23 protein-coding genes are annotated in these 24,876 nt (G+C 37.5%); 6 read left to right on the top strand and 17 right to left on the bottom strand.

Annotated features, from left to right (window positions below; genetic code table 11):
• Positions 1 to 7: 7 nt before the first annotated feature.
• The 7 genes from ilvB to IEV85_RS15050 all read right to left on the bottom strand — a co-directional run bounded on the left by ilvB (position 8) and on the right by IEV85_RS15050 (position 8,910).
• Complete coding sequence (gene ilvB / locus IEV85_RS15080) at positions 8 to 1,735, bottom strand: biosynthetic-type acetolactate synthase large subunit (RefSeq protein WP_188464848.1); 1,728 nt, start codon at positions 1,733 to 1,735, stop codon at positions 8 to 10.
• Between the two features lies 1 nt (position 1,736).
• Positions 1,737 to 3,416 carry a dihydroxy-acid dehydratase gene (gene ilvD / locus IEV85_RS15075; protein ID WP_188464846.1) on the bottom strand — a complete coding sequence of 560 codons (1,680 nt, stop codon included), beginning with the start codon at positions 3,414 to 3,416 and terminating at the stop codon, positions 1,737 to 1,739.
• Positions 3,417 to 3,420: 4 nt separating this feature from the next.
• The gene (locus tag IEV85_RS15070; RefSeq protein WP_188464844.1) at positions 3,421 to 4,311 is read right to left on the bottom strand and encodes a branched-chain amino acid transaminase; all 891 of its coding nucleotides are present in this window, start codon (positions 4,309 to 4,311) and stop codon (positions 3,421 to 3,423) included.
• A 184-nt stretch (positions 4,312 to 4,495) separates the two neighbouring features.
• On the bottom strand, positions 4,496 to 5,581 hold the full coding sequence (gene leuB, locus IEV85_RS15065) for a 3-isopropylmalate dehydrogenase (protein ID WP_188464842.1): 1,086 nt from the start codon (positions 5,579 to 5,581) through the stop codon (positions 4,496 to 4,498).
• A gap of 158 nt (positions 5,582 to 5,739) precedes the next feature.
• Positions 5,740 to 6,336, bottom strand: coding sequence for a 3-isopropylmalate dehydratase small subunit (gene leuD / locus IEV85_RS15060; RefSeq protein ID WP_188464840.1), 597 nt, complete (start codon positions 6,334 to 6,336; stop codon positions 5,740 to 5,742).
• 3 nt (positions 6,337 to 6,339) lie between these two features.
• Positions 6,340 to 7,734, bottom strand: a complete 1,395-nt coding sequence (gene leuC, locus IEV85_RS15055; RefSeq protein WP_188464838.1) for a 3-isopropylmalate dehydratase large subunit — start codon at positions 7,732 to 7,734, stop codon at positions 6,340 to 6,342.
• A 12-nt stretch (positions 7,735 to 7,746) separates the two neighbouring features.
• The gene (locus IEV85_RS15050) at positions 7,747 to 8,910 is read right to left on the bottom strand and encodes a 2-isopropylmalate synthase (protein WP_188464836.1); all 1,164 of its coding nucleotides are present in this window, start codon (positions 8,908 to 8,910) and stop codon (positions 7,747 to 7,749) included.
• A 221-nt stretch (positions 8,911 to 9,131) separates the two neighbouring features.
• On the opposite strand from IEV85_RS15050, the gene IEV85_RS15045 reads away from it, so the two are divergent.
• Complete coding sequence (locus tag IEV85_RS15045; RefSeq protein WP_229712603.1) at positions 9,132 to 10,640, top strand: hypothetical protein; 1,509 nt, start codon at positions 9,132 to 9,134, stop codon at positions 10,638 to 10,640.
• On the opposite strand, the gene thrC is transcribed toward IEV85_RS15045, so the two are convergent.
• On the bottom strand, positions 10,641 to 11,942 hold the full coding sequence (gene thrC / locus IEV85_RS15040) for a threonine synthase (protein ID WP_188464832.1): 1,302 nt from the start codon (positions 11,940 to 11,942) through the stop codon (positions 10,641 to 10,643).
• Positions 11,943 to 12,018: 76 nt separating this feature from the next.
• On the bottom strand, positions 12,019 to 12,783 hold the full coding sequence (locus IEV85_RS15035; RefSeq protein WP_188464830.1) for a hypothetical protein: 765 nt from the start codon (positions 12,781 to 12,783) through the stop codon (positions 12,019 to 12,021).
• A 417-nt stretch (positions 12,784 to 13,200) separates the two neighbouring features.
• Between IEV85_RS15035 and IEV85_RS15030 the strand changes: the two genes are divergently transcribed.
• Positions 13,201 to 14,163, top strand: coding sequence for a hypothetical protein (locus tag IEV85_RS15030; protein ID WP_188464827.1), 963 nt, complete (start codon positions 13,201 to 13,203; stop codon positions 14,161 to 14,163).
• Positions 14,164 to 14,258: 95 nt separating this feature from the next.
• Here the strand turns inward: IEV85_RS15030 and tpx are convergent, their stop codons facing one another.
• From tpx to IEV85_RS14995, 7 genes are all read right to left on the bottom strand, one after another.
• Positions 14,259 to 14,759 (bottom strand): thiol peroxidase, encoded by a 501-nt coding sequence (tpx, locus tag IEV85_RS15025; RefSeq protein WP_188464825.1) that lies wholly within the window; start codon positions 14,757 to 14,759, stop codon positions 14,259 to 14,261.
• Between the two features lie 119 nt (positions 14,760 to 14,878).
• Positions 14,879 to 15,322, bottom strand: coding sequence for a hypothetical protein (locus tag IEV85_RS15020; RefSeq protein WP_188464822.1), 444 nt, complete (start codon positions 15,320 to 15,322; stop codon positions 14,879 to 14,881).
• On the bottom strand, positions 15,319 to 16,050 hold the full coding sequence (locus IEV85_RS15015; protein WP_188464820.1) for a DUF6503 family protein: 732 nt from the start codon (positions 16,048 to 16,050) through the stop codon (positions 15,319 to 15,321). Before IEV85_RS15015 ends, IEV85_RS15020 begins: the two co-directional genes overlap by 4 nt.
• An 8-nt stretch (positions 16,051 to 16,058) precedes the next feature.
• Complete coding sequence (locus IEV85_RS15010) at positions 16,059 to 17,216, bottom strand: formimidoylglutamase (protein WP_188464818.1); 1,158 nt, start codon at positions 17,214 to 17,216, stop codon at positions 16,059 to 16,061.
• 116 nt (positions 17,217 to 17,332) lie between these two features.
• Positions 17,333 to 18,016 carry a tRNA (5-methylaminomethyl-2-thiouridine)(34)-methyltransferase MnmC2 gene (mnmC2, locus tag IEV85_RS15005; RefSeq protein ID WP_188464816.1) on the bottom strand — a complete coding sequence of 228 codons (684 nt, stop codon included), beginning with the start codon at positions 18,014 to 18,016 and terminating at the stop codon, positions 17,333 to 17,335.
• 8 nt (positions 18,017 to 18,024) lie between these two features.
• On the bottom strand, positions 18,025 to 18,540 hold the full coding sequence (ispF, locus tag IEV85_RS15000) for a 2-C-methyl-D-erythritol 2,4-cyclodiphosphate synthase (protein ID WP_188464814.1): 516 nt from the start codon (positions 18,538 to 18,540) through the stop codon (positions 18,025 to 18,027).
• A complete protein-coding gene (locus tag IEV85_RS14995) occupies positions 18,537 to 19,775 on the bottom strand; it encodes a M16 family metallopeptidase (protein WP_188464812.1) in 1,239 nt (412 codons plus the stop codon). Before IEV85_RS14995 ends, ispF begins: the two co-directional genes overlap by 4 nt.
• Positions 19,776 to 19,961: 186 nt before the next feature.
• On the opposite strand from IEV85_RS14995, the gene IEV85_RS14990 reads away from it, so the two are divergent.
• From IEV85_RS14990 to ytxJ, 3 genes are read left to right on the top strand one after another with little or no spacing between them, the layout of a single operon-like run.
• On the top strand, positions 19,962 to 21,941 hold the full coding sequence (locus IEV85_RS14990; protein ID WP_188464894.1) for an alpha-ketoacid dehydrogenase subunit alpha/beta: 1,980 nt from the start codon (positions 19,962 to 19,964) through the stop codon (positions 21,939 to 21,941).
• A 56-nt stretch (positions 21,942 to 21,997) separates the two neighbouring features.
• A complete protein-coding gene (locus IEV85_RS14985) occupies positions 21,998 to 23,281 on the top strand; it encodes a hypothetical protein (protein ID WP_188464810.1) in 1,284 nt (427 codons plus the stop codon).
• A 41-nt stretch (positions 23,282 to 23,322) separates the two neighbouring features.
• Complete coding sequence (gene ytxJ / locus IEV85_RS14980; protein ID WP_345259708.1) at positions 23,323 to 23,661, top strand: bacillithiol system redox-active protein YtxJ; 339 nt, start codon at positions 23,323 to 23,325, stop codon at positions 23,659 to 23,661.
• Positions 23,662 to 23,670: 9 nt separating this feature from the next.
• Here ytxJ and IEV85_RS14975 read toward each other — a convergent pair whose 3' ends face one another.
• Positions 23,671 to 24,081 carry an OsmC family protein gene (locus tag IEV85_RS14975; protein ID WP_188464808.1) on the bottom strand — a complete coding sequence of 137 codons (411 nt, stop codon included), beginning with the start codon at positions 24,079 to 24,081 and terminating at the stop codon, positions 23,671 to 23,673.
• Between the two features lie 62 nt (positions 24,082 to 24,143).
• Between IEV85_RS14975 and IEV85_RS14970 the strand changes: the two genes are divergently transcribed.
• On the top strand, positions 24,144 to 24,854 hold the full coding sequence (locus tag IEV85_RS14970; protein WP_188464806.1) for a hypothetical protein: 711 nt from the start codon (positions 24,144 to 24,146) through the stop codon (positions 24,852 to 24,854).
• The last annotated feature ends 22 nt before the right edge of the window (positions 24,855 to 24,876 follow it).

The following is a 24,876-nucleotide window of genomic DNA, read 5'->3' as shown; positions in this document are numbered from 1 at the left end:
ATTTTGTTTAACTTAATCTAATTTCAGATACGCTTGCTCCAGTTGGGATCATCGGAAATACATTGTTCTCTTTACCTACTAAAACCTCTAAAAGGTAGCTGCCTTCTGAGGATAAAAATCTATGGATAGCCTTTTCGAGATCTGCTCTTTCAGTTACTTTTTCTGCTGTAATGCCGTAACCTTTTGCAATCATTTGGAAATCCGGATTGATCATATCAACAGAGGAGTAACGTTTTTCAAAAAACAGATCCTGCCACTGGCGTACCATACCCAGAAATTCATTATTGAGGATAAGGATTTTAACGTCAATTTTTGTTTGGAAAATAGTGCCTAATTCCTGAATGGTCATCTGAAACCCTCCATCACCTATTACTGCAATCACCTGTCGGTGAGGTGCTGCAAATTTAGCACCTATCGCTGCGGGAAGTGCAAAGCCCATTGTACCCAAACCTCCGGATGTCACGTTACTCTTCCACTCTTTATAATTATAGTAGCGTTGCGTAACCATCTGGTGCTGGCCTACATCTGTTACAATTACAGCAGTTCCTCTGGAAATATCAGAAATATGCCTTATCACTTCTCCCATGGTAATTTTGTCTTCTTCAGGAGGGAATAGCTCATCTTCTATTACCATTTCATTTTCTCTGGCAGTTAATTGTGCAGCTCGGTCATTCCATTCTGGATAACTTTTTTTAGTTATGGCCTCAGTTAATTGAGTCAACGATTCTTTGCAGTTGCCTAGTACGGGTACATCAACACCCACGTTTTTATTGACTTCTGCCGGATCAATCTCCAGATGGATAATTTTAGCCTGTTTAGCATAGCGGGAAACATCTCCTGTCACCCTGTCATCGAAGCGCATTCCTATAGCTACTAAAACATCGCATTCATTGGTCATAATATTGGGGGCATAATTTCCATGCATACCTAACATGCCAACATTTTGCGGGTGGTCTGTATCCAAAGCAGATAAGCCCATGATAGTCCATGCAGCTGGTGCACCTGATTTTTCTACAAAATCTTTAAATTCCTGCTTAGCATTAGCCAGTAAGATGCCATGCCCGAAGAGGATAAGTGGTTTTTTGGCTGAATCAATTACTCTGGCAGCCAATGCTATTGCTTTTGGGTCTACCTGCGGATTAGGAATATAGCTTCTGATATGGAGGCATGGCTCATATTCAAACTCGAAAGTTTCAAACTGAGCATCCTTGGTAATGTCAATTAAAACAGGGCCAGGCTTTCCACTTCTGGCAATATAAAATGCTTTGGCTATTGCTTCAGGAATGTCTTTAGCTTTGGTAATTTGGATGTTCCACTTCGTTACAGGCATTGATATACTAACAATATCTGTTTCCTGAAATGCATCTGAACCAATCATTTTGCTTGAAACCTGCCCTGTAATGCATACCAAGGGAGTGGAGTCAAGCTGAGCATCTGCCAGGCCGGTAATTAAATTTGTAGCTCCAGGTCCGGAAGTAGCCATGCATACTCCTACTTTTCCTGAAATACGGGCATAACCTTGTGCAGCATGTGAAGCCCCCTGTTCATGCCTTGTCATGATGTGCTTTATCTCATTTTCGTAATGATAAAGCGCATCGTAAACTGGCATAATTGCGCCACCTGGGTAGCCAAACATAGTGTCCACATTTTCAGCAATAAGGCACCTTACCAAGGCTTCAGCTCCAGTTATTGTGGTTTTTACAGATTGCGGTTTTTTTAATTTCGTTGATTCCATATTATTGGTCAGTTATACATCCCAATGATGCAGATGATACAAGTTTTACATATTTGTAAAGTGTGCCTGAATGATGTTTCGCAGCTCTTGGAGTTAATTTCTGCTTCCTTTTATCCAGTTCTTCGCCTGAAACCTTTAGGCTAATGCTGTTTTCAATGGCATCTATTCTGATAATATCTCCGTTTTCTACTAAAGCTAAAGGGCCGCCTGTGAAAGCTTCAGGTGAAATATGGCCTACAACAAATCCATGTGTGCCTCCCGAAAATCTACCATCAGTAATTAGTGCCACTGACTTTCCAAGGCCTTTCCCCATAATTGCTGAGGTAGGTTTGAGCATTTCAGGCATACCAGGGCCACCTTTAGGGCCTTCATATCGAATTACCACCACATCGCCTGCTTGAATTTCTCCTTTTGCAATTCCATCATTGGCGGCAAACTCTCCATCATATACCCTGGCGGCTCCTTCAAAAATTTCCCCTTCTTTTCCTGTTATTTTAGCTACTGCTCCTTCAGGGGCCAAGTTTCCTTTCAAAATTCGTAAGTGGCCAGAACTCTTTAGTGGTTTTTCAATAGGGTGGATGATGTCCTGAGAACTATTAAGTTCAGGTAGATCAGCTAAATTTTCAGCTATAGTTTTTCCGGTAACTGTCATGCAATCACCATTCAGTAATCCTTTTTCCAGCATTAATTTCATAACTCCCGGAATTCCTCCTGCTTTATGAAGATCCTCCATCAGGTATTTTCCACTAGGCTTAAGATCTGCCAGATAGGGTGTTTTTGAACTTATTTCAGCAAAGTCTTCAAGCGTAAGTGGTATGTCAAAAGCATGTGCCACCGCTAAAAGGTGTAAAACAGCATTTGTAGAACCTCCTAAAACAGTTACTAAGGCAATTGCATTTTCAAATGAAGCTCTTGTCACAATTTTTCTTGGTGTCAGATCATTCTTTATTAAGTCTTTCATGGCTTTTCCCGCCTGATAGCACTCTTCCTTTTTTTGTGAACTTTGAGCAGGATTAGATGATCCGTAAGGAAGGCATAGCCCTAATGCTTCTATAGCAGAAGCCATTGTGTTGGCAGTATACATACCGCCACAGGCTCCCGGTCCCGGACAGGCATTGGCTACAACTCCTTTAAAATCTTCTTCTGAGATCGTATTTGCCTGTTTTTTGCCCAAAGCCTCAAATGCAGAAACAACATCTAGTGCTTCTCCTTTGTAGCAGCCGGGTGCTATTGTTCCTCCGTAAATAATAATAGAAGGCCTGTCTAGTCTGCCCATAGCGATCAGAGCTCCGGGCATGTTTTTATCGCATCCCGTTACTGCAATTAGTGCATCGTAAGCCTGAGCGTTTACTACAGTCTCCATGGAGTCGGCAATTATATCCCTTGAAGGAAGGCTGTATCGCATTCCGTCCGTTCCCATGGAAATACCATCGCTCACACCAATGGTGTTAAATATTAATCCAACCCAGTCCACTGCGCTTACTCCTTTTTTCACTTCAACCGCTAAATCATTGAGGTGCATATTGCAAGGATTTCCCTCAAATCCGGTGCTGGCAATTCCTATCAATGGTTTTTTAAGGTCTTCATCCGATAAACCAATAGCGTGCAACATAGCTTGTGCGGCCGGCTGTGTCGGGTCCTGGGTAACTACTTTACTATATTTATTCAGCTCTTGCGCCATAATATTAAATGATTGTTTGGTTCTGTAAATCGTTGTATAATACCTTTTGCCTGTACATTTGATAAAGGTTAAATCCGTGTGAATCTTCCCACTTAAGAGGATAGGTGGTTTTATCCACTCCTGCAATAGGAGCTATTTCAGCGGCAGTTCCTGTAAAGAAGGCACAATCGGCATCCAATAGCTGTGATTTGGTAATTGGCTTTTCAGTAAGCTTAATGCCTAGCTCCTTTGCTAAATCAATTACTGTGCTTCGCGTAATTCCGGGTAGAATATTCCCACGTGAGGGAGTAAAAAGCTCACCATTTTTCTCTATAAAAATATTAGCTCCTGATCCTTCTGAAACATAGCCTGAATGATCCAGCAAAATGGCTTCATCATACCCATTCTTTTTAGCTTCAGTGGTAGCCAGAATGGAATTAGTATAATGGCCCACAACTTTTGCTTCCACATGCTGCGATGCCGGATGAATTCTCTGGTAGGAGGATATTTTAGCTCTTACAGCTTTGTTTCCAAGGTATTTCTCCCATTTCCAAGCACAAATAAAAAGGTTAACCTCACTCACTGGCTCTAAAGCCATGTTAGCCCCTAAATACACTAAAGGCCGGATATAGGCATCCGTTAAATTGTTTTTATCAAGTAATTCATAGCTGATGCTTACCAATTCCTCAACTGAATAAGGAAGGTCAATATGCATTAATTGCGCTGAATAATGCAGTCTTTCATAGTGCTCATGCGCTTTAAAAATGTTAAAACCTAAGTCATTTTTATAAGCTCTGATTCCTTCAAAAACGCCATTACCGTAGTGTAAAGTTTGGCTATAAAGGTCCGTGTTGGCCTCTTTGGCAGGAAGCCATTCACCATTTAAAAATACGAGTGTGTTATCCTTGTAGTACATATTTGTGAGGGTTTAACTTCTTAATTTTTGCTTAAAAAAAACGTCATCCTTTTGGGATGACGTCTTCTCAGTTTTTATATATGAGCTATCTGTCATCCTTTAGTTTTAAGGATAATGACTTCAATAATTGTAATAATGACGCTGTCTGAGAATTTAAAAATTGTGCTCATATTTCTTAATTTATTTAATTGGCTAAAACTTTAGAATCTGATTTAATGAAAGAGGCTATTTTATCTCCTACTTCCTCAGTGCCTTTGGCATTTTCTTTAAAAATATCCTCAGTAGTAAAACCTTCATCAAGAGTTTTGGCCACTGCTTTTTTAATCAGGTTGCTTTCTTCATGCCACTGGAAAGCATATTCCAGCAACATAGCAGCTGAAAGTATTGCTCCGATTGGATTAGCTTTGTTCTGACCTGCTACCTCCGGGTATGATCCATGAATTGGCTCAAACAGACTCTGATTTGTTCCTAAAGAGGCTGAAGGCAACATGCCTAATGAGCCTGATATCACAGAAGCTTCATCAGTTATAATATCGCCAAACATATTTTCTGTAAGAACTACATCAAAATGTTTTGGATTTTGAATGATTTTCATGGCAGCATTGTCCACAAACATGAAATCTAATTTTATTTCAGGGTATTGCTTAGCAAGTGCGGTCACTGTTTCACGCCATAGTCTTGAAGTCGCCAATACATTGGCTTTGTCAACAAGGGTTACTTTTTTACGTCTTTTTTCAGCTGCTTTAAAAGCGTAATGGGCTATTCTCTCAATTTCATGTTTGGTATAAACACAGCTGTCAAAAGCAATATTTCCATCTTCAGATCTGCCACGCGGCTCGCCAAAATAAATACCTCCTGTTAACTCCCTAAAAACTACAAAGTCTGTACCTCTTATAATTTCTTCTTTCAATGGAGAAATAGGTAAAAGTACTTCATAACTATTTACTGGTCGCACATTAGCAAAGAGTCCCAATTTCTTTCTCATAGCCAGTAATCCTTGCTCAGGCCTTACTTTAGCTGTTGGGTCATTGTCATATTTAGGATGTCCGATGGCGCCAAATAAGATAGCATCTGTAGCTTTACAAATTTCTTCCGTAGCTTCAGGGAAGGGGTTTCCTGTTGCATCAATGGCAGCAGCACCAATTAAAGCTTCCTGATAAGAAATTTTATGGTTAAAAACTTCTGCAATGGCATCAAGGCATTTTACCGCTTGCTTCGTTACTTCCGGGCCGATGCCGTCTCCGGCTAATATGGCTATTGATTTACTCATTCTATTGTTAAAATCTAATTTCTTTTAATCTGCTTTTATTTAAAGGTAGCCCTTAACTCCTGTTTGCTTCAATCCCTCCCGTATCAATAGGGATATATCAGTCAATCAATTGTAGAGATTTTGCAGCAGGGAGAAAAGGGCGTAACCTAAACGGGTATTTAAATTACTAATTCTCTGTTTTGCTCATAGGCTTTTATTTCTTCTGACTTATTGATTAAAAAGTCGATGTCGTCAAAGCCATTGATCATACAGTATTTTTTATAATTGTTTATTTCAAAATTTTCTGAAATCCCGGCTTTTTCTATCACTAACCTTTCCTCTTCCAGATTTACTTCTGCCAGTGTTGCAGGATCGTTATTTACAGTTTTAAAAATTTTTGCCAGTACATCATCGCTTACCTGTACAGGAAGTAACCCATTATTCAGAGCATTATTCTTAAAAATGTCAGCAAAAAAGCTTGATATAATCACTCTAAAACCGTAATCATATAAAGCCCATGCGGCATGCTCACGGCTTGAACCACAACCAAAATTTCTGCCTGCCACTAATATCTGACCTTCTACTCCCGGTTGATTTAGTACAAAATCGGGATTAGGAGTACTCTCATCCAGGTAGCGCCAATCTCTGAATAAGTTATCGCCAAATCCTTCTCTGCTTACAGCTTTAAGAAATCTGGCTGGAATAATTTGGTCAGTGTCAACATTTTCCTCAGGAAGCAACACACATTTTGAAAATAATTGAGTGAATTTTTCCATGATTTAATCTTTATAAAAGTCTCTTACATCAGTTATTCGGCCTGTTAATGCAGCTGCAGCGGCAGTCAAAGGGCTGGCCAGCATTGTTCTTGCACCAGGTCCTTGTCTTCCTTCAAAATTTCTGTTGGAAGTGGATACGCAATATTTCCCTTTCGGCACTTTATCTTCATTCATGCCCAGGCAAGCTGAGCAACCCGGCTGGCGTAGTTCAAACCCGGCTTCTTTCAAAACCTTGTCCAATCCTTCAGCAATGGCTTGTTGTTCTACCTGTCTGGAGCCTGGCACAATCATAGCTTGCACTCTGTCTGCTTTCTTTTTTCCTTTTACCATTTCAGCTACCAATCGCAAGTCCTCAATTCGTGAATTAGTACAGCTGCCGATGAATACAAAGTCAATTTCGCGCCCCAGTAGTTGGCTTCCGCCCTGAAGTTCCATGTACTTCAATGACTTTTCAAGCCCTGCCACGGAATTGCCATTGACTTGCGGGATAAACTGAGTGATACCAATGCCCATACCCGGATTTGTTCCATAGGTAATCATTGGCTCTATATCCTCAGCGTTAAAATGATAAGAAGAGTCGAACTGCGCATCTTCATCAGTTCTTAAAGTTTTCCAATAAGATAACTTCTTATCCCATTCTGCTCCTTTTGGAGCAAAAGTTCTTCCTTTAATGTATTCAAAAGTTTTTTCATCCGGAGCGATTAATCCACCTCTTGCGCCCATTTCTATGCTCATGTTGCAGATTGTCATTCTTGCCTCCATTGAAAGTGATTCAATAGCAGTTCCGCAGAATTCAATAAAATGGCCTGTGCCACCACTGGCAGATAATTGAGATATGATGTATAAAATAATATCTTTTGATACTACTCCTTTGTTCAACTCCCCATCCACTTGTACTTTCATTGTTTTGGGTTTGCGCTGTAACACACATTGTGTAGCTAAAACCTGCTCTACCTCACTTGTGCCTATGCCAAAAGCAATGTTTCCAAATGCTCCGTGGGTTGAAGTATGGCTGTCACCGCAAACAATAGTCATTCCAGGTTGCGTAATCCCCAGTTCAGGACCTATCACATGTACAATTCCCTGATAAGGATGGCCTAAGCCATATAATTCAACCCCAAAGTCTTTACAGTTTTTTATCAAGGTATCCACTTGATGTCTCGAAAGAGCATCTTTTATTGGCAGATGCTGATTTTCCGTAGGTACATTATGGTCGGCAGTAGCTATCGTTTGTTTAGGTCTGAAAACCGGAATTCCACGACTTTTTAAGCCTGCAAATGCTTGCGGACTGGTTACTTCATGAATGAAATGCCTGTCAATATATACCACCTGAGGCCCGTCCTCAACAGTATGTACCACATGTGCATCCCAAATTTTATCAAATAGAGTTTTTCCCATTTCTATTACAGCTTACTTTACTGCTACATTATTAAATTTTCTCGCTAAGTGTTTCAGATCATCGTCTTCCACTATATTGATTTCATCTGCAAGAACCAGAAATTCCTTGTACGCTTCTTCCAGCTCATCCTTAGAAAGCACAATTCCTACTTCTGCTAACCTGAAGTTAAGTGCGGCTCTCCCGCTTCTAGCTGTTAAAATGATGCTTGATTTATTGACCCCTACTTCGTATGGATCAATGATTTCATAATTGTCTTTGTTTTTGATAACGCCATCCTGGTGAATACCCGAAGAGTGAGAGAATGCATTTGCTCCGACTATGGCTTTATTAGGCTGCACAGGCATGCACATAGTTTCTGAAACCATTCGGCTTATTGGATAAAGATGCTTGGTATTAATTCCAGTTTCGAAACCCAGCCACTCATGCTTTTTCATAATCATCACAACTTCCTCCAAAGAGGTGTTACCTGCCCTTTCCCCAATACCATTAATGGTACACTCTATTTGTCTGGCTCCGTTTCGGATAGCAGCAATGCTATTTGCTGTGGCAAGACCTAAGTCATTATGGCAATGGGCAGATATGATAGCCTGATCAATATTTTTAACATTATCAATGAGGTATTTTATTTTAGCTCCATATACTTCCGGCATACAGAAACCTGTTGTGTCAGGAATATTTACCACTGTTGCACCTGCTGCTATTGCGGCTTCTACTACCTGCGCCAGGAATGCATTATCAGTTCTTCCTGCATCTTCAGCATAAAACTCTACATCGTCTACAAAGTTCTTTGCGAAGCTTACGCATTCTTTTGCTTTTTCAATAACCTGAGCATGTGTCATTTTTAGTTTAGTTAACACATGTTGGTCTGAGGTGCCTAATCCGGTATGGATTCTAGGTCTTGCAGCCCCTTTTAAGGCTTCTGCTGCACATTCTATATCTTTCTTTACAGCCCTCGATAAGCCGCAAACTGTAGCATTTTTAATCTCTTTGGATAATAATCTTACAGATTCAAAATCTCCGGGGCTGGAGATAGGAAAACCTGCCTCAATTACATCTACACCAAGTGCTTCTAAAGATTTGGCAATTTCCAGTTTCTTGGTTTTCGTTAAACCACAGCCGGGCACTTGCTCCCCATCTCTAAGTGTAGTGTCAAAAATTTGAATTCTGTTATGCATTCGCTTTATATTTATTGACTAACAATAAGTGTATGAAATGTTATAGTATTTAAAATCTAATGTAGGAGTAAACTTTAGGGGATGTAATGCCAAATATTTTATTTATTACGATTTCTAATTGGAAGATAAGTGCCTATATTGCTTATTCAGTATAAAATCAGAAGGTAATAATTACGATGTCAAAGGAAAGATCAGATCATCTATTTTCATTAATTAAATCAATGAAGAGTAGTGAAAAGCGCTATTTCAAATTATATGTGTCAGGCCAGGGAGAGTCTGATGCCAAGTTTGTGCTGTTATTTGATAAAATTGACCATCAAAGAAAATTTGATGATTCTGCTATATTAAAAAGTGAGCCCTCTTTTAGTCCTCTTCAATTTAGTAACCTGAAAGCACATTTATATAAGCGTATATTACAAAGCCTTCGGCAGTATGAACTTGAGAAAGTAACTGAAATTCAGATCAGGGAAATGATAGACTATGTACAGGTTCTTTTTAACAGGGGGCTGTACAGGCAGAGTGCTGAGATTTTAGCCAAGGCCAATAAGAAAGTGCTTAAAACTGATCTTTTGGAATTGAAACTTGAGTTGTTAAAGTGGGAAAAAAATATTCTGGGAAAATCTGTTGGGCCATTTTACAGGCAGAAGGTTCATAGAATAATTGACCAGGTGGAGGATGCAAACAGGAAAATCAATCTTATCAATAAGTTGACAAACTTATCAGTACAATTAAATGCCATTTATGTGAAGACGGGATATATCAGAAATGATAGCCACTATAAAGAAATAAAATCTTTATTTGATAAGAATCTGCCTCAATATGATGAGGAAAATCTTTCGCTTTACGAAAAGCTGAACCTGTACAGGCTGTATGTTAATTATAACTATTTTATCGAAAATATGGGGCGGGGCTATCATTATGCATTGAAGTGGTTAAGATTGTTTGATAATCATCCTGAAATGAAAAAGGCGCAAACGGATGAATATTTAAATGCTATTAACCAGGTAATGATAGCTGAGTATAAGCTTTTTTATTATGCAGCTTTTATGAAGACAAGGAAGCGGTTACAGTTGCTGAATGTACAAACAAGAAATATAGTAAATGAGAACATTCGGTATAAATTGTTGAAATACGTTTTTGTGCATGAGTTTAACAGAATATTTATGCTTGGAAAGTTTAATATTGGCGTTTCATTATTGCAAAAAATAGGAGAGGATTTACAGGGATTTATTCATAGATCGGATGAACATAGCCGCATTATTTTATTTTATAAAATTGCCTGCCTATACTTTGGTAATAGTCAGTATAAAGAAGCATTAGAATGGATAAACCGCGTTCAGAATGATGAGAATATGGAGCTCAGAGAAGATATCCACTCTTTTGCAAGAATTTTAGGTTTAATTGCTCATTACGAGATGGGTAATATGGAGGTGATAGAATACTACATCCGGTCTACCTATAGATTTTTACTAAAAAAGGGCGATTTGCATTTGTTTCAAAAATACATTTTACGCTTTCTTCGGAAGCTTTCTTCTGGTTTCAAAGAAGAAGACCTTCTTCCCGAATTTGAAAAATTATTAAAACAACTTAAACCTCTTCAGGAGATAAGGTATGAAAAGCGAGCATTCATTTATTTTGACATTATAAGCTGGCTCGAAAGCAAAATTCAACATAGAACAGTGCAGGAAGTGATTCAGGAAAAGGCAAAAATAAGAATACTCAGCGAGTGATCAGTTAGACTTTTTTAATAATAAACTTCTAAAATCATTGTAATCTGCTGTCATTTTAATGCTTTTTTTCTCTTTATTTAGAAATTGAGAAGCAGAGTCAGGATAAATATCCTCTTTGCTTACTTTTTTTACTGTTTCCATAAATTTGCATGGGTGGGCAGTTTCAAGTAATACCCCTATTTCATTTTTGTTAGCTGTCTTGAGATATTCTTTTAAGCCACCATATGCTACTGCGCCATGAGGATCCAGCAAATAATCGAACTCCTTATAAACATTCTGCATAATTTGCAGTGTTTGTTCATCAGTAAAACTATATCCCTTAATGGCTTTTTTCATTTTGTCATGACCCTTATCATACAGGTCAAGCATTCGCTGAAAATTGCTAGGAGCACCTACATCCATTGCATTAGAAATGGTGGGAATAGTAGGTTTAGGCTCGTAATTTCCTGAAAACAGATAGCGGGGCACAGCGTCATTTCTATTAGCTGAAGCAATAAAGGAGGATATAGGTAAGCCCATTTTTTGAGCGATTAGTCCGGCAGTTAAGTTTCCGTAGTTTCCGCTTGGAACAGAAAATGCAATAGACTGCTCTTCTCCAAAAATTTGGAATGGAACAAAATAATAAATAGCCTGTGGAAGAAACCTGGCGATATTAATAGAGTTAGCGGAACTGATTTGTATTTTTTTTCTTAGTTCCTCATCAAGAAATGCTGACTTTACTAGTCTTTGACAATCATCAAAATCACCGGCAATTTCTAAAGCTGTTACATTCTTCTCATAAGTAGTCAATTGCTTCTCCTGTAAATCACTTACTTTTCCAGAAGGATAAAGAATGATTACCTCAATATTCTCAGTCTCTGAAAAAGCTGCGGCCACAGCACCCCCTGTATCACCTGAAGTGGCTACTAGAATAGTACATTTTTCATCTGCATCTCTATAAAAGTAGTCAAGGCATTGGGCTAGAAATTTTGCGCCCACATCTTTAAATGCATAGCTGGGGCCATGATAAAGTTCCAGAGCAAATGTGTTATTGTCAATCTCTACAAGGGGGAAGTCGAATGACAGAGTTTTGTTAATTATATTCCTTAATGTGGTCTCAGGAATTTCTTTATTAACAAAAGGATTCAGCACCTGAAAACCTATCTCTTGTAAAGGCAAATCCGGTAAATTCTGTATAAATTCAGAGGGTAACTTACTGATTTCAGAGGGCATGAATAAGCCATTATCTCCCGGTAGACCTTCAATAACTGCTTCCCTGAAGCCAACTTTATTATTCTTGTTCAGTGTGCTGTAATAGTGCATTATTCTTATGGTTGTGCAAAAAAAAAAAGCCTCTTCCGTTGAAGAAGAGGCTTTAGATTTAATGTTTTTTTTTTGATTAAGATGCTGAAGTCACTTTTGAAGTTTCACTAACAGCTGAAGCCTCTTTTAATTTAGCAATGTGGAAAGTTTTCCTTGCCTTGTGGCCGCAGTAAGAACATTTGAAATACTTCATTAATTCACCTTCTTCCATAGTTGTAGGAGATTTAATAATTTCCTCTTTCACTACTTTAAGTGTTTGATAATTACATTCTGAACACTGTAAAGCATGTAAGTGACCTGAATATTTTTCTATTTTGGTGTAGCCTGTTTCTTCATCTACCCATACATCATAGTCAACAGAGAAAATATCCTCTTCAGCTTGCATACCTTCATCAAGGTAAACATCTTCTTCTTCTTCAGAAAGAAGTTTCATTGGCTTACCTGTTTTAGGAGAAACGCGAGGAGTGTACCTCAACTTCTTTAATCTTTTTTCAATGTAGAAAGGATAGTAGAAGCGTAAAATATTTTGAATAATTACACCAATAATTAAGGCCAGCATGGCAGAAACGAAAACTTTCACGGAAAACCATAATAATTCGGTTTCTCCAAAGATGGCATTAACCCAGATTACGGCTCCAATTAATAAAATGACTGTAGCTCTCCATAGAGAATCTATTTCATTTTTATTAATGTAATCGTATTTCTGTTTAAATTCCTTTAGTGTCGCTAAACGCAAATAATACAGTAAAACGAGCAGGACGGCTATACCAATAATACCCATGCCCACATAAGGGCCATACTGGTGTATCATGTCAAAGATGCTTTGGTTATTCTCTGCCATAATTCATTTTTCTTTAGTGATGATTAATTTAGTTTTCGTTCTTAATGTATTTACAATTTATAAATGTAAATAAAAATACAATAAATCTCGATGCAATTTATAATTAATTTCTCAAAATTTCTATCAATAAAATTATATTAATTACATGAAATACCTTAAAAAATAAGTCATTGCAAAAGCGATTACATTTGTAATGGTTTTATAATGAGGTAATTAAAGTTTTTGTGCTCTTTTATTTATTACATCAATATATTAAATATTACTTTGAAATCAATGGCTGAAAAGAAAAAAAAGTATCTTTTTATGCATGATTACAACCTTTTTACCGTTACAGGAGTCTATAAAAGAGCGGGTCAACGATAAACTATTCCCGCATAATATTAATTTTTTTAATCAAAACGAACAAAACAAAAACCAATGAAAAAATTATTTAGAAATGCATGGATGCTGTCTGCAATAGCAGGTACATTATTTTTCACGGCTTGTGATGATGAGGATGAGGTTTCAAGTAACCCATCAGTAAGTATTGAGGTTGCTGATGAGCAAGATACCTACAGTGTTGGAGAAACGGTTAATTTCGAAGTTAATTTTACTTCTACAGCCAATGTAGTAGGAGCTTCTGTTGATGTTTCTACTGAGGAGAACGATTTCGATCTAACTATAAGTAATGGAGGAATAGTAAGTAATGTTGTAGACTTGAACTTTTTTAATGTTGCAGGTGTGCAAGAAGGAAATTTTACAATATCAGGATTTGTTATCCCAGAAGAAGCTGCTGGTTCTACCTTAACTTTTGAAATTACTATGCAAGATAGTGAAGGAAGAACTGGTACTGCGAATGCAGAATTGGTAGTAGAAGAAAGAGGGATAGAATTTTATGAGCAAGTTCTATTTGGTGCGCAAGGTAATGCTGAAGAAGGTTTTTACAATGCTATTAGCAATATAAGATATGGCTATGCTGAGGCAAGAGAAGCTTCAGGTTCAAGTGGTTCGCCTGTTGATTTTGCTTATTATTGGGGATCTAATAATAAAAATTCAATTGCTGCTATTGATGATGCCGGATTACATAGTGTTTATAATAGCGTTGATTTGCCAATTAGTGGTGTGTTTGGGACAAGGAATTCCACAAGGTTTAGAGTTACAGAATTAAGCCCTGCTGATTTTAATGCAATAGAAAATAATAGCGATTTAGTAGCATCTGCAGCGTCTGAATTGAACACTAATACTGCTGCTACTCAATTAGCTGTGGGAAGTGTTGTTGCTTTCAAGTTGGATGAAGATAGAGGTGATTATGTAGGTTTAATCCATGTTACTGCAATTAATGATACAAATGGTGAAGGTACTATTACTATTGAAGTTAAAGTGCAATCTACTGTTGAATAATATTTGATTTCTAAAATTTTTAGAAATAATCCATAAAAAAAACCAGGCTGAAATCAGTCTGGTTTTTTTATGCTGTTAATTTAATAGGGGGGATTTTATTTCACAGCAGCCAAAGCATTATCATAATCTGGCTCGTTGCCAATTTCAGGTACTAATTCAGTATAACTTACTTTTCCATCCGCATTAATTACAACTACAGCCCTGGCATTTAGTCCCTTAAATGCTCCGTCTGCTAAAGTTACTCCGTAGCTTTTTCCAAAATCATCATCTCTGAAATTTGACAACGGAATTGCGTTTTCAATTCCTTCAGCTCCACAGAACCTTGCCTGAGCAAACGGTAAATCTTTGGAAATACATAATACAACTGTATTATCAAGAGCCGTGGCTTGTTCATTAAATTTTCTTACTGAAGTGGCACAAACCTTTGTATCTACACTGGGAAATATATTAAGGATAACATTTTTACCTTTATAGTCACTTAAGGAGACTTCGGATAAATCTGTTTTTACTAATGTAAATGCAGGTGCCTGGTGATTTACTTCCGGTAAATTCCCTGCTGTATTGGCAGGGTTACCGCCTAATGTTACTTTTGCCATAATCTATTAAGTTTAGTTTGATAAGATATTGTACAAACTTCTTTAATGGAAAATGGTTGTGATAAATTTTAGATTGAGAGGAGGAATTAGAATACTAATGAGATACTTTAACTTAAGTGCTACCTTTTCACTTTTTTTGCCTTTGCGTTGAGATATTTAACTACTCTTTCATATTCTGTATTTTCCTTATTAGAGAGCTTTAATATTTTCTTTTGGCCGAAGAGAATTTTGATTTCCTTATAGTCCCCTTGCTTGGTTTTTACAATTTCTTCAGTCCAGCCTTTTATATCAGCAATAGCAATTTCAGCTTTGCTTCTACTGATCAGATACGTGATATTGATTTTATTATTACCAATTTTTACCACTTTAATAGCTGCAATGAATTTTGAAAGCACCAATAGCGCAATTACTAAAGTAAGAGGAGCAAGTATGATTTTTAAAATGAAAAAGCTTTCGGGCGAGCTGAGTAAACTATTTAAAAGCAAAAAGAAAGAACCAAATACCAGGATTAGAAAAACCCCTAAAGCAAAAAGTGTTTGGTAGCGTGGCTTCGATATAATCATTTTTGAGTTTCTGTAAATTCTAAATCTATTTCAGAGAGCAATTCTAATTCTCCTTTAGAAAACTTCTCTGCCAATGTTTCTAAACGTGTATCTTTTTCCGCCTTATAGTTATTATAATCCTGAAAAATAATTCCGTTCACTTTTCTTGGATTTACAGCTTCCCTAAATCTGATGCCCCCACCTTCAGTATGGTAAGAATAGGCCAGATAATCCATAGAGTAATCCTCCTGATCAAACCAATAGACAAATTCATCTTCATAATCGGTGCCTCCACCCTCTTGCTGAAAAGTTACTTTTATTGTGTAGTAATTATTTCCTTTAATCTCTGCATCTGCTAATCTCTCTGAAATTACGGATGGAGCATCTAAACCATAGGGAAGCAGGGCAAAATAGAGAACTGAGTTTACAGAATTAGCAAATGCAGCTGAATCTTTGGCCAATAATAAAGTATCGGCTTCATTAATTTGTCTTTGAAAACCTTTATTATTAAGAGCATCAACGATTTTGTTGCCTAAAGAATCACTGAATAACCTTTTGTAAGTGTAGAGGCCATTGTTGTGCTGAAGGAAGTAATACTTATCTCTGAACTCAAATTTTATTTGAGCAGTATCATAAGCTGGTCCACCATGATAGCTAATGGATTTATTGATAATATCTGAAGCTGACTCATTCTCTGGCTGGCATGAGAGGCAAAAAGCTGTTATAATAAGTAAAAATGAATACTTCATAAGAATTTCTAAAATAACTTTGAATGCATAACAATCCATCTTTCAGGTAGTTCTCCCTTTCCGGCTTGTTGATAATCAGTATAGCTGCATGGTACAATAGAGTTCCTGTGGTACATCGTGCTTTGGGAGGGATTAGGTACCTCCATCCACCACTTTTCACTTACATTACTTTTATAAAATACCAGTGTTTCGGGTTCGCTGGGCATTGAAACCACATATTTGATATAGTCATTAGATCTAAAATCTCTGGAATCTTTTCTGTGGTAAAAGCCTTCAATAAAATACCAGATCATAGTTGCCAGCACGGATGCGGATTTACCCGCTTGATCATCCAGTAAAGGATCAAACTCATAAAAACCCGCAGCACTTAATTTTTCGTTTATACCGGCATACCAGCACAATTGGCAGGCCTCTTCTCCTGTTAATCCGAATGGCTGAGCCTGTGTTCCTGCAGGGAAATCAGAAGAGCGGATTGCGTTTAAATCAAAACTTAACATATCTGCTTGCCTGATCACAGGTTCCATTTCCTTAATGTCGTGGCGGAGCGCACCAATTCGATGAGCTTCGAAATAAAGCTTTTCTAAAGTAGCAATAGCTTTAGGATTTACAAGGTAACTTTGGTACGCCAGGTGACTGTAATTAAATAAGTAGTTAGGCTGGTGCATTAACAATTTCTGAACATGTTGTTTGTTCTCAGGTGCATCGTTCCCTTCCATATCCAAAAAGGCATCTATATTTATGAGGCTGATAAGTTTTTCCATTTCCTCATATGCCTGGTATTGAGCAAAAGTCATTTCGTGGGGGCCTCCTATTAGTATAGGCAATACATTGTTTTCTAAACAGGCCCGACAGACCTCTTGTACCCTGCCATAGGTTTGTTCCACATCTATAGCTTCTGAAATATTACCTAAATCCACGATGTTATAAGCTCCTGTACCCTTCATTAAATGATACAGCTTTTTACGTGTAGCATTGGCACCCTCAGCAATTCCTGAGCCTTCCGGAGCACTCCTGTTTTCCGTTATGCCTATAATGGCAATGTCTGCAGATTTATAGTCAGGAAAGATTTCCTGGTATACAGTAATGCTTTTAAAAAAACTATTTTGCTTGCTAACATCAGCAAATACTGATTCAGGAACAGGGCTGAAAAAAAGTCGTAAATCCATTTTATGAAGTTAGTAGAATTTAGTTATTAGTAAGTAGTCGATGGAAATTAGTGGTTGCTCATTAGTTACCGTCTATTGTTAAAAGTGCCTAGCCTCTAGACTCTGGGTTTTAAAATCTACTGTTTCACTCCCCTCACCATTTCTTTTTTCCCCGGAGGGCCTGGCAATGTCTCAACTTCAAAGCCTAAGCTTTTTAAATCTCTTTTCAACTGGCCTTTAGCGCTATAGGTAGTAAATACGCCTCCCCTTTTCAATAAAGAGTAGCATTTTTTAAGCGCACTTAATTCCCAAAGCTCTGCTTGTTTATTAGGCGCAAATGCATCGAAAAACAGCACATCAAACTGCTCTTTCCCAATTTTATAATCTTCCAGTTTTAAACGATGCTTGGTCAATTGAAAGTAGGGGTAAAGTTCTATTGGTTCTTCCCAGGCAACCTGATGTATTCTTTTAAAAATCTCTTTTAATTTAGGATCGTCAGATTGATCAGGGTAATTCAACTGCGAAATCAGTTCATTTTCCAGAGGGAACGGTTCCAGCGTGGTATACTCAATACTGATATTATTTTCCTTAGCCAATTGGGCAGTCAGTAAGGCATTGAGCCCTGTACCCATCCCTACTTCAAATACTTTAAGAAAGTCGGGTAATCCCTCTTTGTTTCTCCAAAATCTTATACCTTTTTCAATAAAAACATGCTTTGACTCTTGAAGTGCACCATGAAAAGAGTGATAAGTTTCCTTAAGTTCTTCATGGTAAAGAGAATGTGAGCCGTCTTCTGTAGTAATGATTTTCACCTTACTCATTTCACTGATTAATTTGCGTATTGATTTTTGATATCTGTACTATTTTCCACTTTATATATTAAGACTACTGCATGGGCATCTACGCCTTCTTCCCGCCCTACAAAGCCTAATTTCTCAGTGGTAGTGGCTTTAATGGATAAATCATCTGCTTTAATGTGCATCACTTTGGTAAGACACGCTTTCATTTCAGGAATATGCGGATTGATTTTAGGTTTTTGTAATGCAACAGTCACATCAATGTTACCTATTTCGTATCCTTTAGATCTGATGAGTTCCACAGTTTTTTTTAATAATATTTTACTATCAATCCCTTTAAACTGAGGATCCGTATCAGAAAAGTGATAGCCGATATCTCTTAAGTTGGCAGCGCCTAAGAGCGCATCACAAATTACATGGATTAATACATCAGCATCTGAATGCCCTACAGCACCTTTGTGGTAATCCAGTTTAATACCTCCTAACCAAAATTCTTCTCCATCGGCTAGTTGATGTACATCATAACCATATCCTACTCTGATATTCATTTCTTTGCTTTATAATAAACAGTGGTACAATTTTCAGGCACTAATATTTCTCTGGCAGCTTTTTCAATTTCACTTTTACTAACTGATTTAATCAGATTAGTTTCTTCATTTACCAAATTTGGGTTGCCAATTGCTGCACCAAAAGCTATTCCCATAGCCCGGTTTAATAATTCCACCTCTCCATATACTATTGTTGAAACTGCCTGGTTTTTCACTTTCTCAATTTCTTTATTCGCTAAATCCGCTGCCAGAAACTCGTTGATTACACCTTCAGTAGCTAAGTCAGCATTTTCTATAGTTATACCATCAGAAACCTGTCCGCTAATAATCATTAAGCCTGGGTCTACAGAACCGGTTACATAGGCAGAAAGCGAAGAGAAAATAGCATCATCTTTTACGAGTTTTTGATATAGCCTGGAAGACTTGCCCCTTCCTAAAAGGTCGCTCACTAAGTCTGCGGCATAGTAATCAGGATCGGTTTTAGCAGGCATATGGTAGGCTTTGTAGATGGCATCCACCGGAACATCAGAGGTTATTTCCAGAAATTTAGCCTTCGTTTGCTTAGGTTCTGTGGGTAGTTTTCGCTCTTTCTTTTCACCAGCCGGGATTTCTCCAAACCATTTTTCACTAAGTTTTTTTACTTCATCTGTGTCCACATTTCCAGCAACAACCATGTAGGCATTATTTGGCCTGTAGTGAGTGTAAAAGAAATCTTTCACGTCCTCCATTGTAGCATTTTCAATATGGCTAATTTCTTTCCCAATAGTAGCCCATTGGTAGGGATGCTTTTCATAAACAAGTGGTCTTAGCTTTAGCCAAAGGTCTCCGTAAGGCTGGTTAAGGTAACGCTGTTTAAATTCTTCTATAACTACGCTTCGCTGAACTTCCAGTACTTTTGGGTCAAAAGACAAAGACATCATCCTGTCTGACTCAAGCCAAAATGCAGTTTCAATATTCTTGGCAGGAATAGTAACATAATAGTTGGTTATGTCAGGGCTGGTGAAAGCATTATTTTCGCCTCCTACACGCTGTAAAGGTTCATCGTAATTAGGGATGTTTTTAGAACCACCAAACATCAAATGCTCAAACAAATGTGCGAATCCGGTTTTATCGGATCGCTCATCCCTTGAACCCACATCATACAAAATATTTAAAACTGCCAGTGGGGTATTTTTATCTTCATGTACAAAAACACGAAGACCATTATCAAGAGTGAAAGAATTATATTTAATCATAAGCTAATTTGAATTCCAAAAATAAAAAATATAACAGCCTTTTGCAGACCGAAGCTTTACTTTAATTTTGTTTTTAAACTAAAGCGCACCACAAAAGTAAAATTTATTGCAAGCCTTCTATTATTAACGGGCAAAAACATCTCATTTAATCTTTTTAATGCATTTTTGTGCGGAACTTTTTTTATGATGCAATTCAACAAAGAAAATATTTCGAAAGACCAGTTAATTAACCTGTATAAACAAATATTGTTGCCGAGGTTAATAGAAGAGAAGATGCTAATTCTACTCAGACAAAATAAAATTAGTAAGTGGTTTTCAGGTATAGGCCAGGAAGCCATCTCGGTAGGAGCTACGGTGGCACTTCATAAAGATGAATATATTCTGCCTATGCACAGAAACCTCGGTGTATTTACTACCAGAGATATCCCTCTTTCACGATTATTTGCTCAATTTCAAGGGAAAATGACTGGCTTTACCAAAGGTAGAGATCGTTCCTTTCACTTTGGTACGAATGATTTTCATATCGTAGGCATGATCTCCCACCTGGGGCCGCAGTTAGCTGTAGCCGATGGAATTGCATTAGCTAATAAGCTCGCCAGGGAAGATAAAGCTACTTTAGTTTTTAGTGGTGATGGTGGAAGCTCAGAGGGTGATTTCCATGAAGCGCTAAATGTAGCGGCTGTGTGGGATTTACCAGTTATTTTTATGATTGAAAATAATGGCTATGGTCTCTCAACACCAAGTGAAGAGCAATTTAAGTTTAAGAATTTTATAGATAAAGGACCCGGCTACGGAATTGAAAGCATTCAGGTAGATGGTAACAATATCCTGGAAGTTTATAAAGCTGTAGATAAAGCAGCTAATGAAATAAGAAAAAATCCAAGGCCTATTTTAATTGAGGCGATGACTTTCAGGATGAGGGGGCATGAAGAAGCCTCCGGAACCAAATATGTGCCGCAAGAGCTATTTGAAAAGTGGGCTCAGAAAGACCCTGTTGAAAATTACGAGCGGTATTTACTGCAAGAAGGTGTTATTTCTTCTGAAGAAGTGGATAAAATCAGAAAAGACATTAAAAAGAGCATTAATGAAGGGTTGAATCTGGCAGATGAGGATGTTTATCCTGAGGTGAGCTCTGAACTACAAATTAAGGATGTTTATGCTCCTTATGAGGCTAAATTAGTTAATTCTATAGGGAGTGCTAAGTCTACAAAAAGATATGTAGATGCTATTTCGGATGGGCTGAAGCAATCGCTTGAGGAATTTCCTGAGCTGGTAATTATGGGCCAGGACGTAGCTGAATATGGTGGAGTTTTTAAAATCACTGAAGGTTTTGTTCAACAATTCGGGAAAGATAGAATTCGTAATACACCGCTTTGTGAGTCTGCCATCATTGGTATAGGGTTAGGCATGAGCATCAAAAAGCAAAAAGCTGTTATTGAAATGCAGTTTGCAGATTTTGTAACCTGCGGATTTAATCAGATTGTAAATAACCTGGCTAAATCTTATTATCGGTGGGGGCAGAATGCAGATGTAGTAGTCAGGATGCCAACAGGAGCGGGAGTTGCAGCAGGCCCTTTCCATTCACAAAGTAATGAAGCATGGTTTTTTCATACGCCAGGCTTAAAAATAGTTTATCCGTCCAACCCTTATGATGCCAAAGGGCTACTTACAGCGGCCATCGAGGAACCTAATCCTGTGATGTATTTCGAGCATAAGGTAATGTACAGGTCTGTTTCTGATGATATTCCGGATGACTATTATACGTTGGAAATAGGTAAGGCGAGTGTGCTGAAGGAAGGAGAAGATATTACCTTAGTAACCTACGGGATGGGAGTTCAATGGGCTCAGGAATTACTCAATGACTTTCAGGAACTTTCTGTTGAATTAATTGATTTAAGAACACTGTTGCCTTGGGATACAGAAACGGTAGCTAAAAGTGTAAAGAAAACAGGAAAGGTGTTAATTTTTAATGAAGATTGCCTGACTGGAAGCATTTCCGGTGAAATTGCAGCCTGGATAGCAGAGAACTGCTTTCAGTGGCTGGATGCACCAGTTATGCGTGAAGGAAGTCTGGATACTCCTGTTCCATTTAATAGTGAGTTAGAAAAAGACTTTCTGCCTAAGCAACGAATTAAAAAGAAGTTAGAAGCTTTAGCTAAATTTTAACTAAATTTAAAATCGAGTCCTGCTTTTATAACTAAAGAAATTGTAAATAGCTTTTATTGAAATACTTTAAACCATATCAATTAAGTCTCTTGCTGAAAAGTTTGTTGGCTGTACTTTTTATTATCTCACTGAGTTTTGGTACTGCATTGGGGCAGGAAACTAGTGGTAAAAAGCTCCGGACCTCTGAAAAGGCGTCTGCTGCCAAAATGAAAGAAAGTAAAGTAAAAACGAGTAGAAAGACCAAAGTAAAAGGTAATCCTAATAAAAGCATTAATAAAGTAAAAAGGATTAAACCCAATAAATGGAATTGGAATAAAATCCTGTGGTTTAAGGCCAAAAAGAGCGATTATAAAACCTATGATTACAATCCTAATAAAAAAACTAAGTTCAAACAATATGACAATACGCCTAATTATGAAACTGCAAGGCGAAAACCGGGTGATTCAGATGTTAAACTCAAAGATCCATTAATTCCATTTGACTCTCGTGTTTCAGAAGAGGGGCCTGTGCTGTTGAAGAAAAGGGAGATGAAAGGGAAGAAGAAAGGAGAGGATAAAAAACTTTACACTAAGCGGGATGATAAAAAGAGAAAACCTATGGATAATGATAGGCTGGAGGTAGCAAAAAAACAGGATCATTCTGATAACAAATTAGAGGATAAAAAATTAATGGTATCGTCAGCTCCTGATTATAAGAAGAATAAAATGGATGATGATAAACTATTGACTTCTAAGGTAGACAGGGGTAAGAAGGCTTTTGATGACAAAAAGCTGATGACTTCAAAGGTAGATAAAGATAAATCCCCCTCTTTTGATGATAAAAAAATGATGACGATTAAGGTGGATAAGGATAAACCGAAACCTTTTGATGATAAAAAACTAATGACTGTTGAGGTGGCTAAGAGTAAAAATCAAAGCTTGCATGACGACAGGCTTTTAGTTACCGTTCCGAAAATTAAAAGAGCCACATTGGATGGTGATAAGTTATTAACCGTAGAGCAACGGCATTATCCTACCGCAACAATGAAACGTGTATCTGATGACATTGCTAAATATGATGGAAACTATGAGCGCTATTTTAACATTACTAAAAATTCTCACCCTGGAACTCTATATATGTCTTCAAAAGGACATAGAATGCCTTGGCTGAAAAGAACCCAAATAGCAGTTTCTTTGTTCTGGTCTGGATTATGGGACTCTAATATTCAGCCCAAGTATGTTACTGAGAAGAAGCCTAAGCACAGAAGGGATAAGAACGAAGGTAAGATCTGGGATAATTCTGTACACCCTGATGAGTGGAGGAACGCAGAAGCCAAGCCGGAATCAGGTCAGAAAAATTAGAAGTAGAAAGCCCTATTTTTAGCTATTTAATTGAAAAGTAAATGATTGATTGGAAAAAATTAGATGACAAAGACATGCTTAAGGCTATTGCTGAAGATCATTCTGATAAAACTTTTGTAATATTTAAGCATAGTACAAGTTGCTCTATTAGTGCTATGGCGCTAAACCGCCTTGAAAGAAGTTGGAATGGTGATGAGATGGATAAAGTTGATGCTTATTATCTTGATTTACTTTCCTACAGAGATATTTCCAATGCTATTGCAGATAAGTTTGGGGTAGATCATGAATCGCCACAAGTGCTGGTTATTAAAAATGGGCAATGCATTTATAATAACTCGCACATGGGGATCAATTATCAGTCTCTAAAAGAGCAGGTTTAGCATTTTATTTTATAGTCTGGTAATATTAAAGTTTATTACTTGTTTTATGTCAGGATGGAGGCTGTTAGCAACGGGGCAGGTATAAGCCACTTTTTTAAGTTTTTCTATTTCTTTGTCCTGCAGTTTTGTTTTCCAGTTAGCTTCTATGTGTATTTCAGAGATTCTTCTTGGGTTAGCAGCCATCACTTTAGTAAGTGAACAGTCAATCTCTCCTAATTCAAGTTGGTTCTGATCAGCATAAATGCCCATAACAGTAAGCATGCAACTGGCAAGGGAAGTAGCAGCTAAATCAGTAGGAGAAAAAAAAGCTCCTTGCCCATTGTTATCAACAGGAGCATCAGTGGTAATAGTTACTCCTGAACGATTATGAGTAGCATCTGTTTTTAAAAAAGGTCGGTAAATGATGGTGGAGGTAGACATAAACTATCAGGTTTTTTTATCGTTTGAGTTAAAAGTTTAAATTTGTACAATATTTGTAACTTATGAAACGCCTATTAGCAATTTTATTTTTTCTTGCGATGTCATTCAGCCAAGCTGTAGCGCAGGAAGAAGATCCATTTGAGTATGGGCAGGAATATTTGTTTGGTGTTTCAAAAAGTACCAGCAGCGGACTCATTTCAGGAGGTTTTTTCCGTTATAGCGCAAAGAAAACTGATCGATTGTTTCAAACTTTTGGAATTGAATTTGCTCATATTCGTCATCCTCAGGAAAGAAGGGTTAGAAGCACCCTGTACTTTAATTCGTCTTCCTTTTATGAAGGCAAGGAAAAATACTTAATAAGTACCCGGCTGATGTATGGGTATGATGCCCTTTTATTTAGAAAAGCAGAGCAAAAGGGTGTTCAGATTAATGGAGTGCTCACAGGAGGGCCTTCATTAGGCTTTATTTCTACATATTATTTAAGAGATGAAACAGGTAATTTACTTACCTATTCGGAAACACAAAATGGAAATATCATTGGGCCAGCTGGTTATTTTGCAGGTTTAAGTGACCTGGAAATGGCTTTAGGTCTTCATGTTCGTGCTTCCCTATTATTTGAATTTGGTTCTTTTAAAAGCAATATTACTGGCTTTGAAGTAGGGTTCCTAGCTGAAATATTCAATAAGAAAATAGAAATTGTTCCGCAGGCCACCAAAAACTATCAGTTTTATCCGGCTGCATTTGTAAGTATTTTATTTGGAACAAGAAAATAATCATTTTAATAAAAGAAAGGTT

Origin of the sequence: Marivirga lumbricoides, from assembly GCF_014636295.1 — a bacterium.
Lineage (GTDB): Bacteria > Bacteroidota > Bacteroidia > Cytophagales > Cyclobacteriaceae > Marivirga > Marivirga lumbricoides.
The sequence above is the reverse complement of the archived record's forward strand: the minus strand, read 5'-3'. Positions and strand labels throughout refer to the sequence as shown.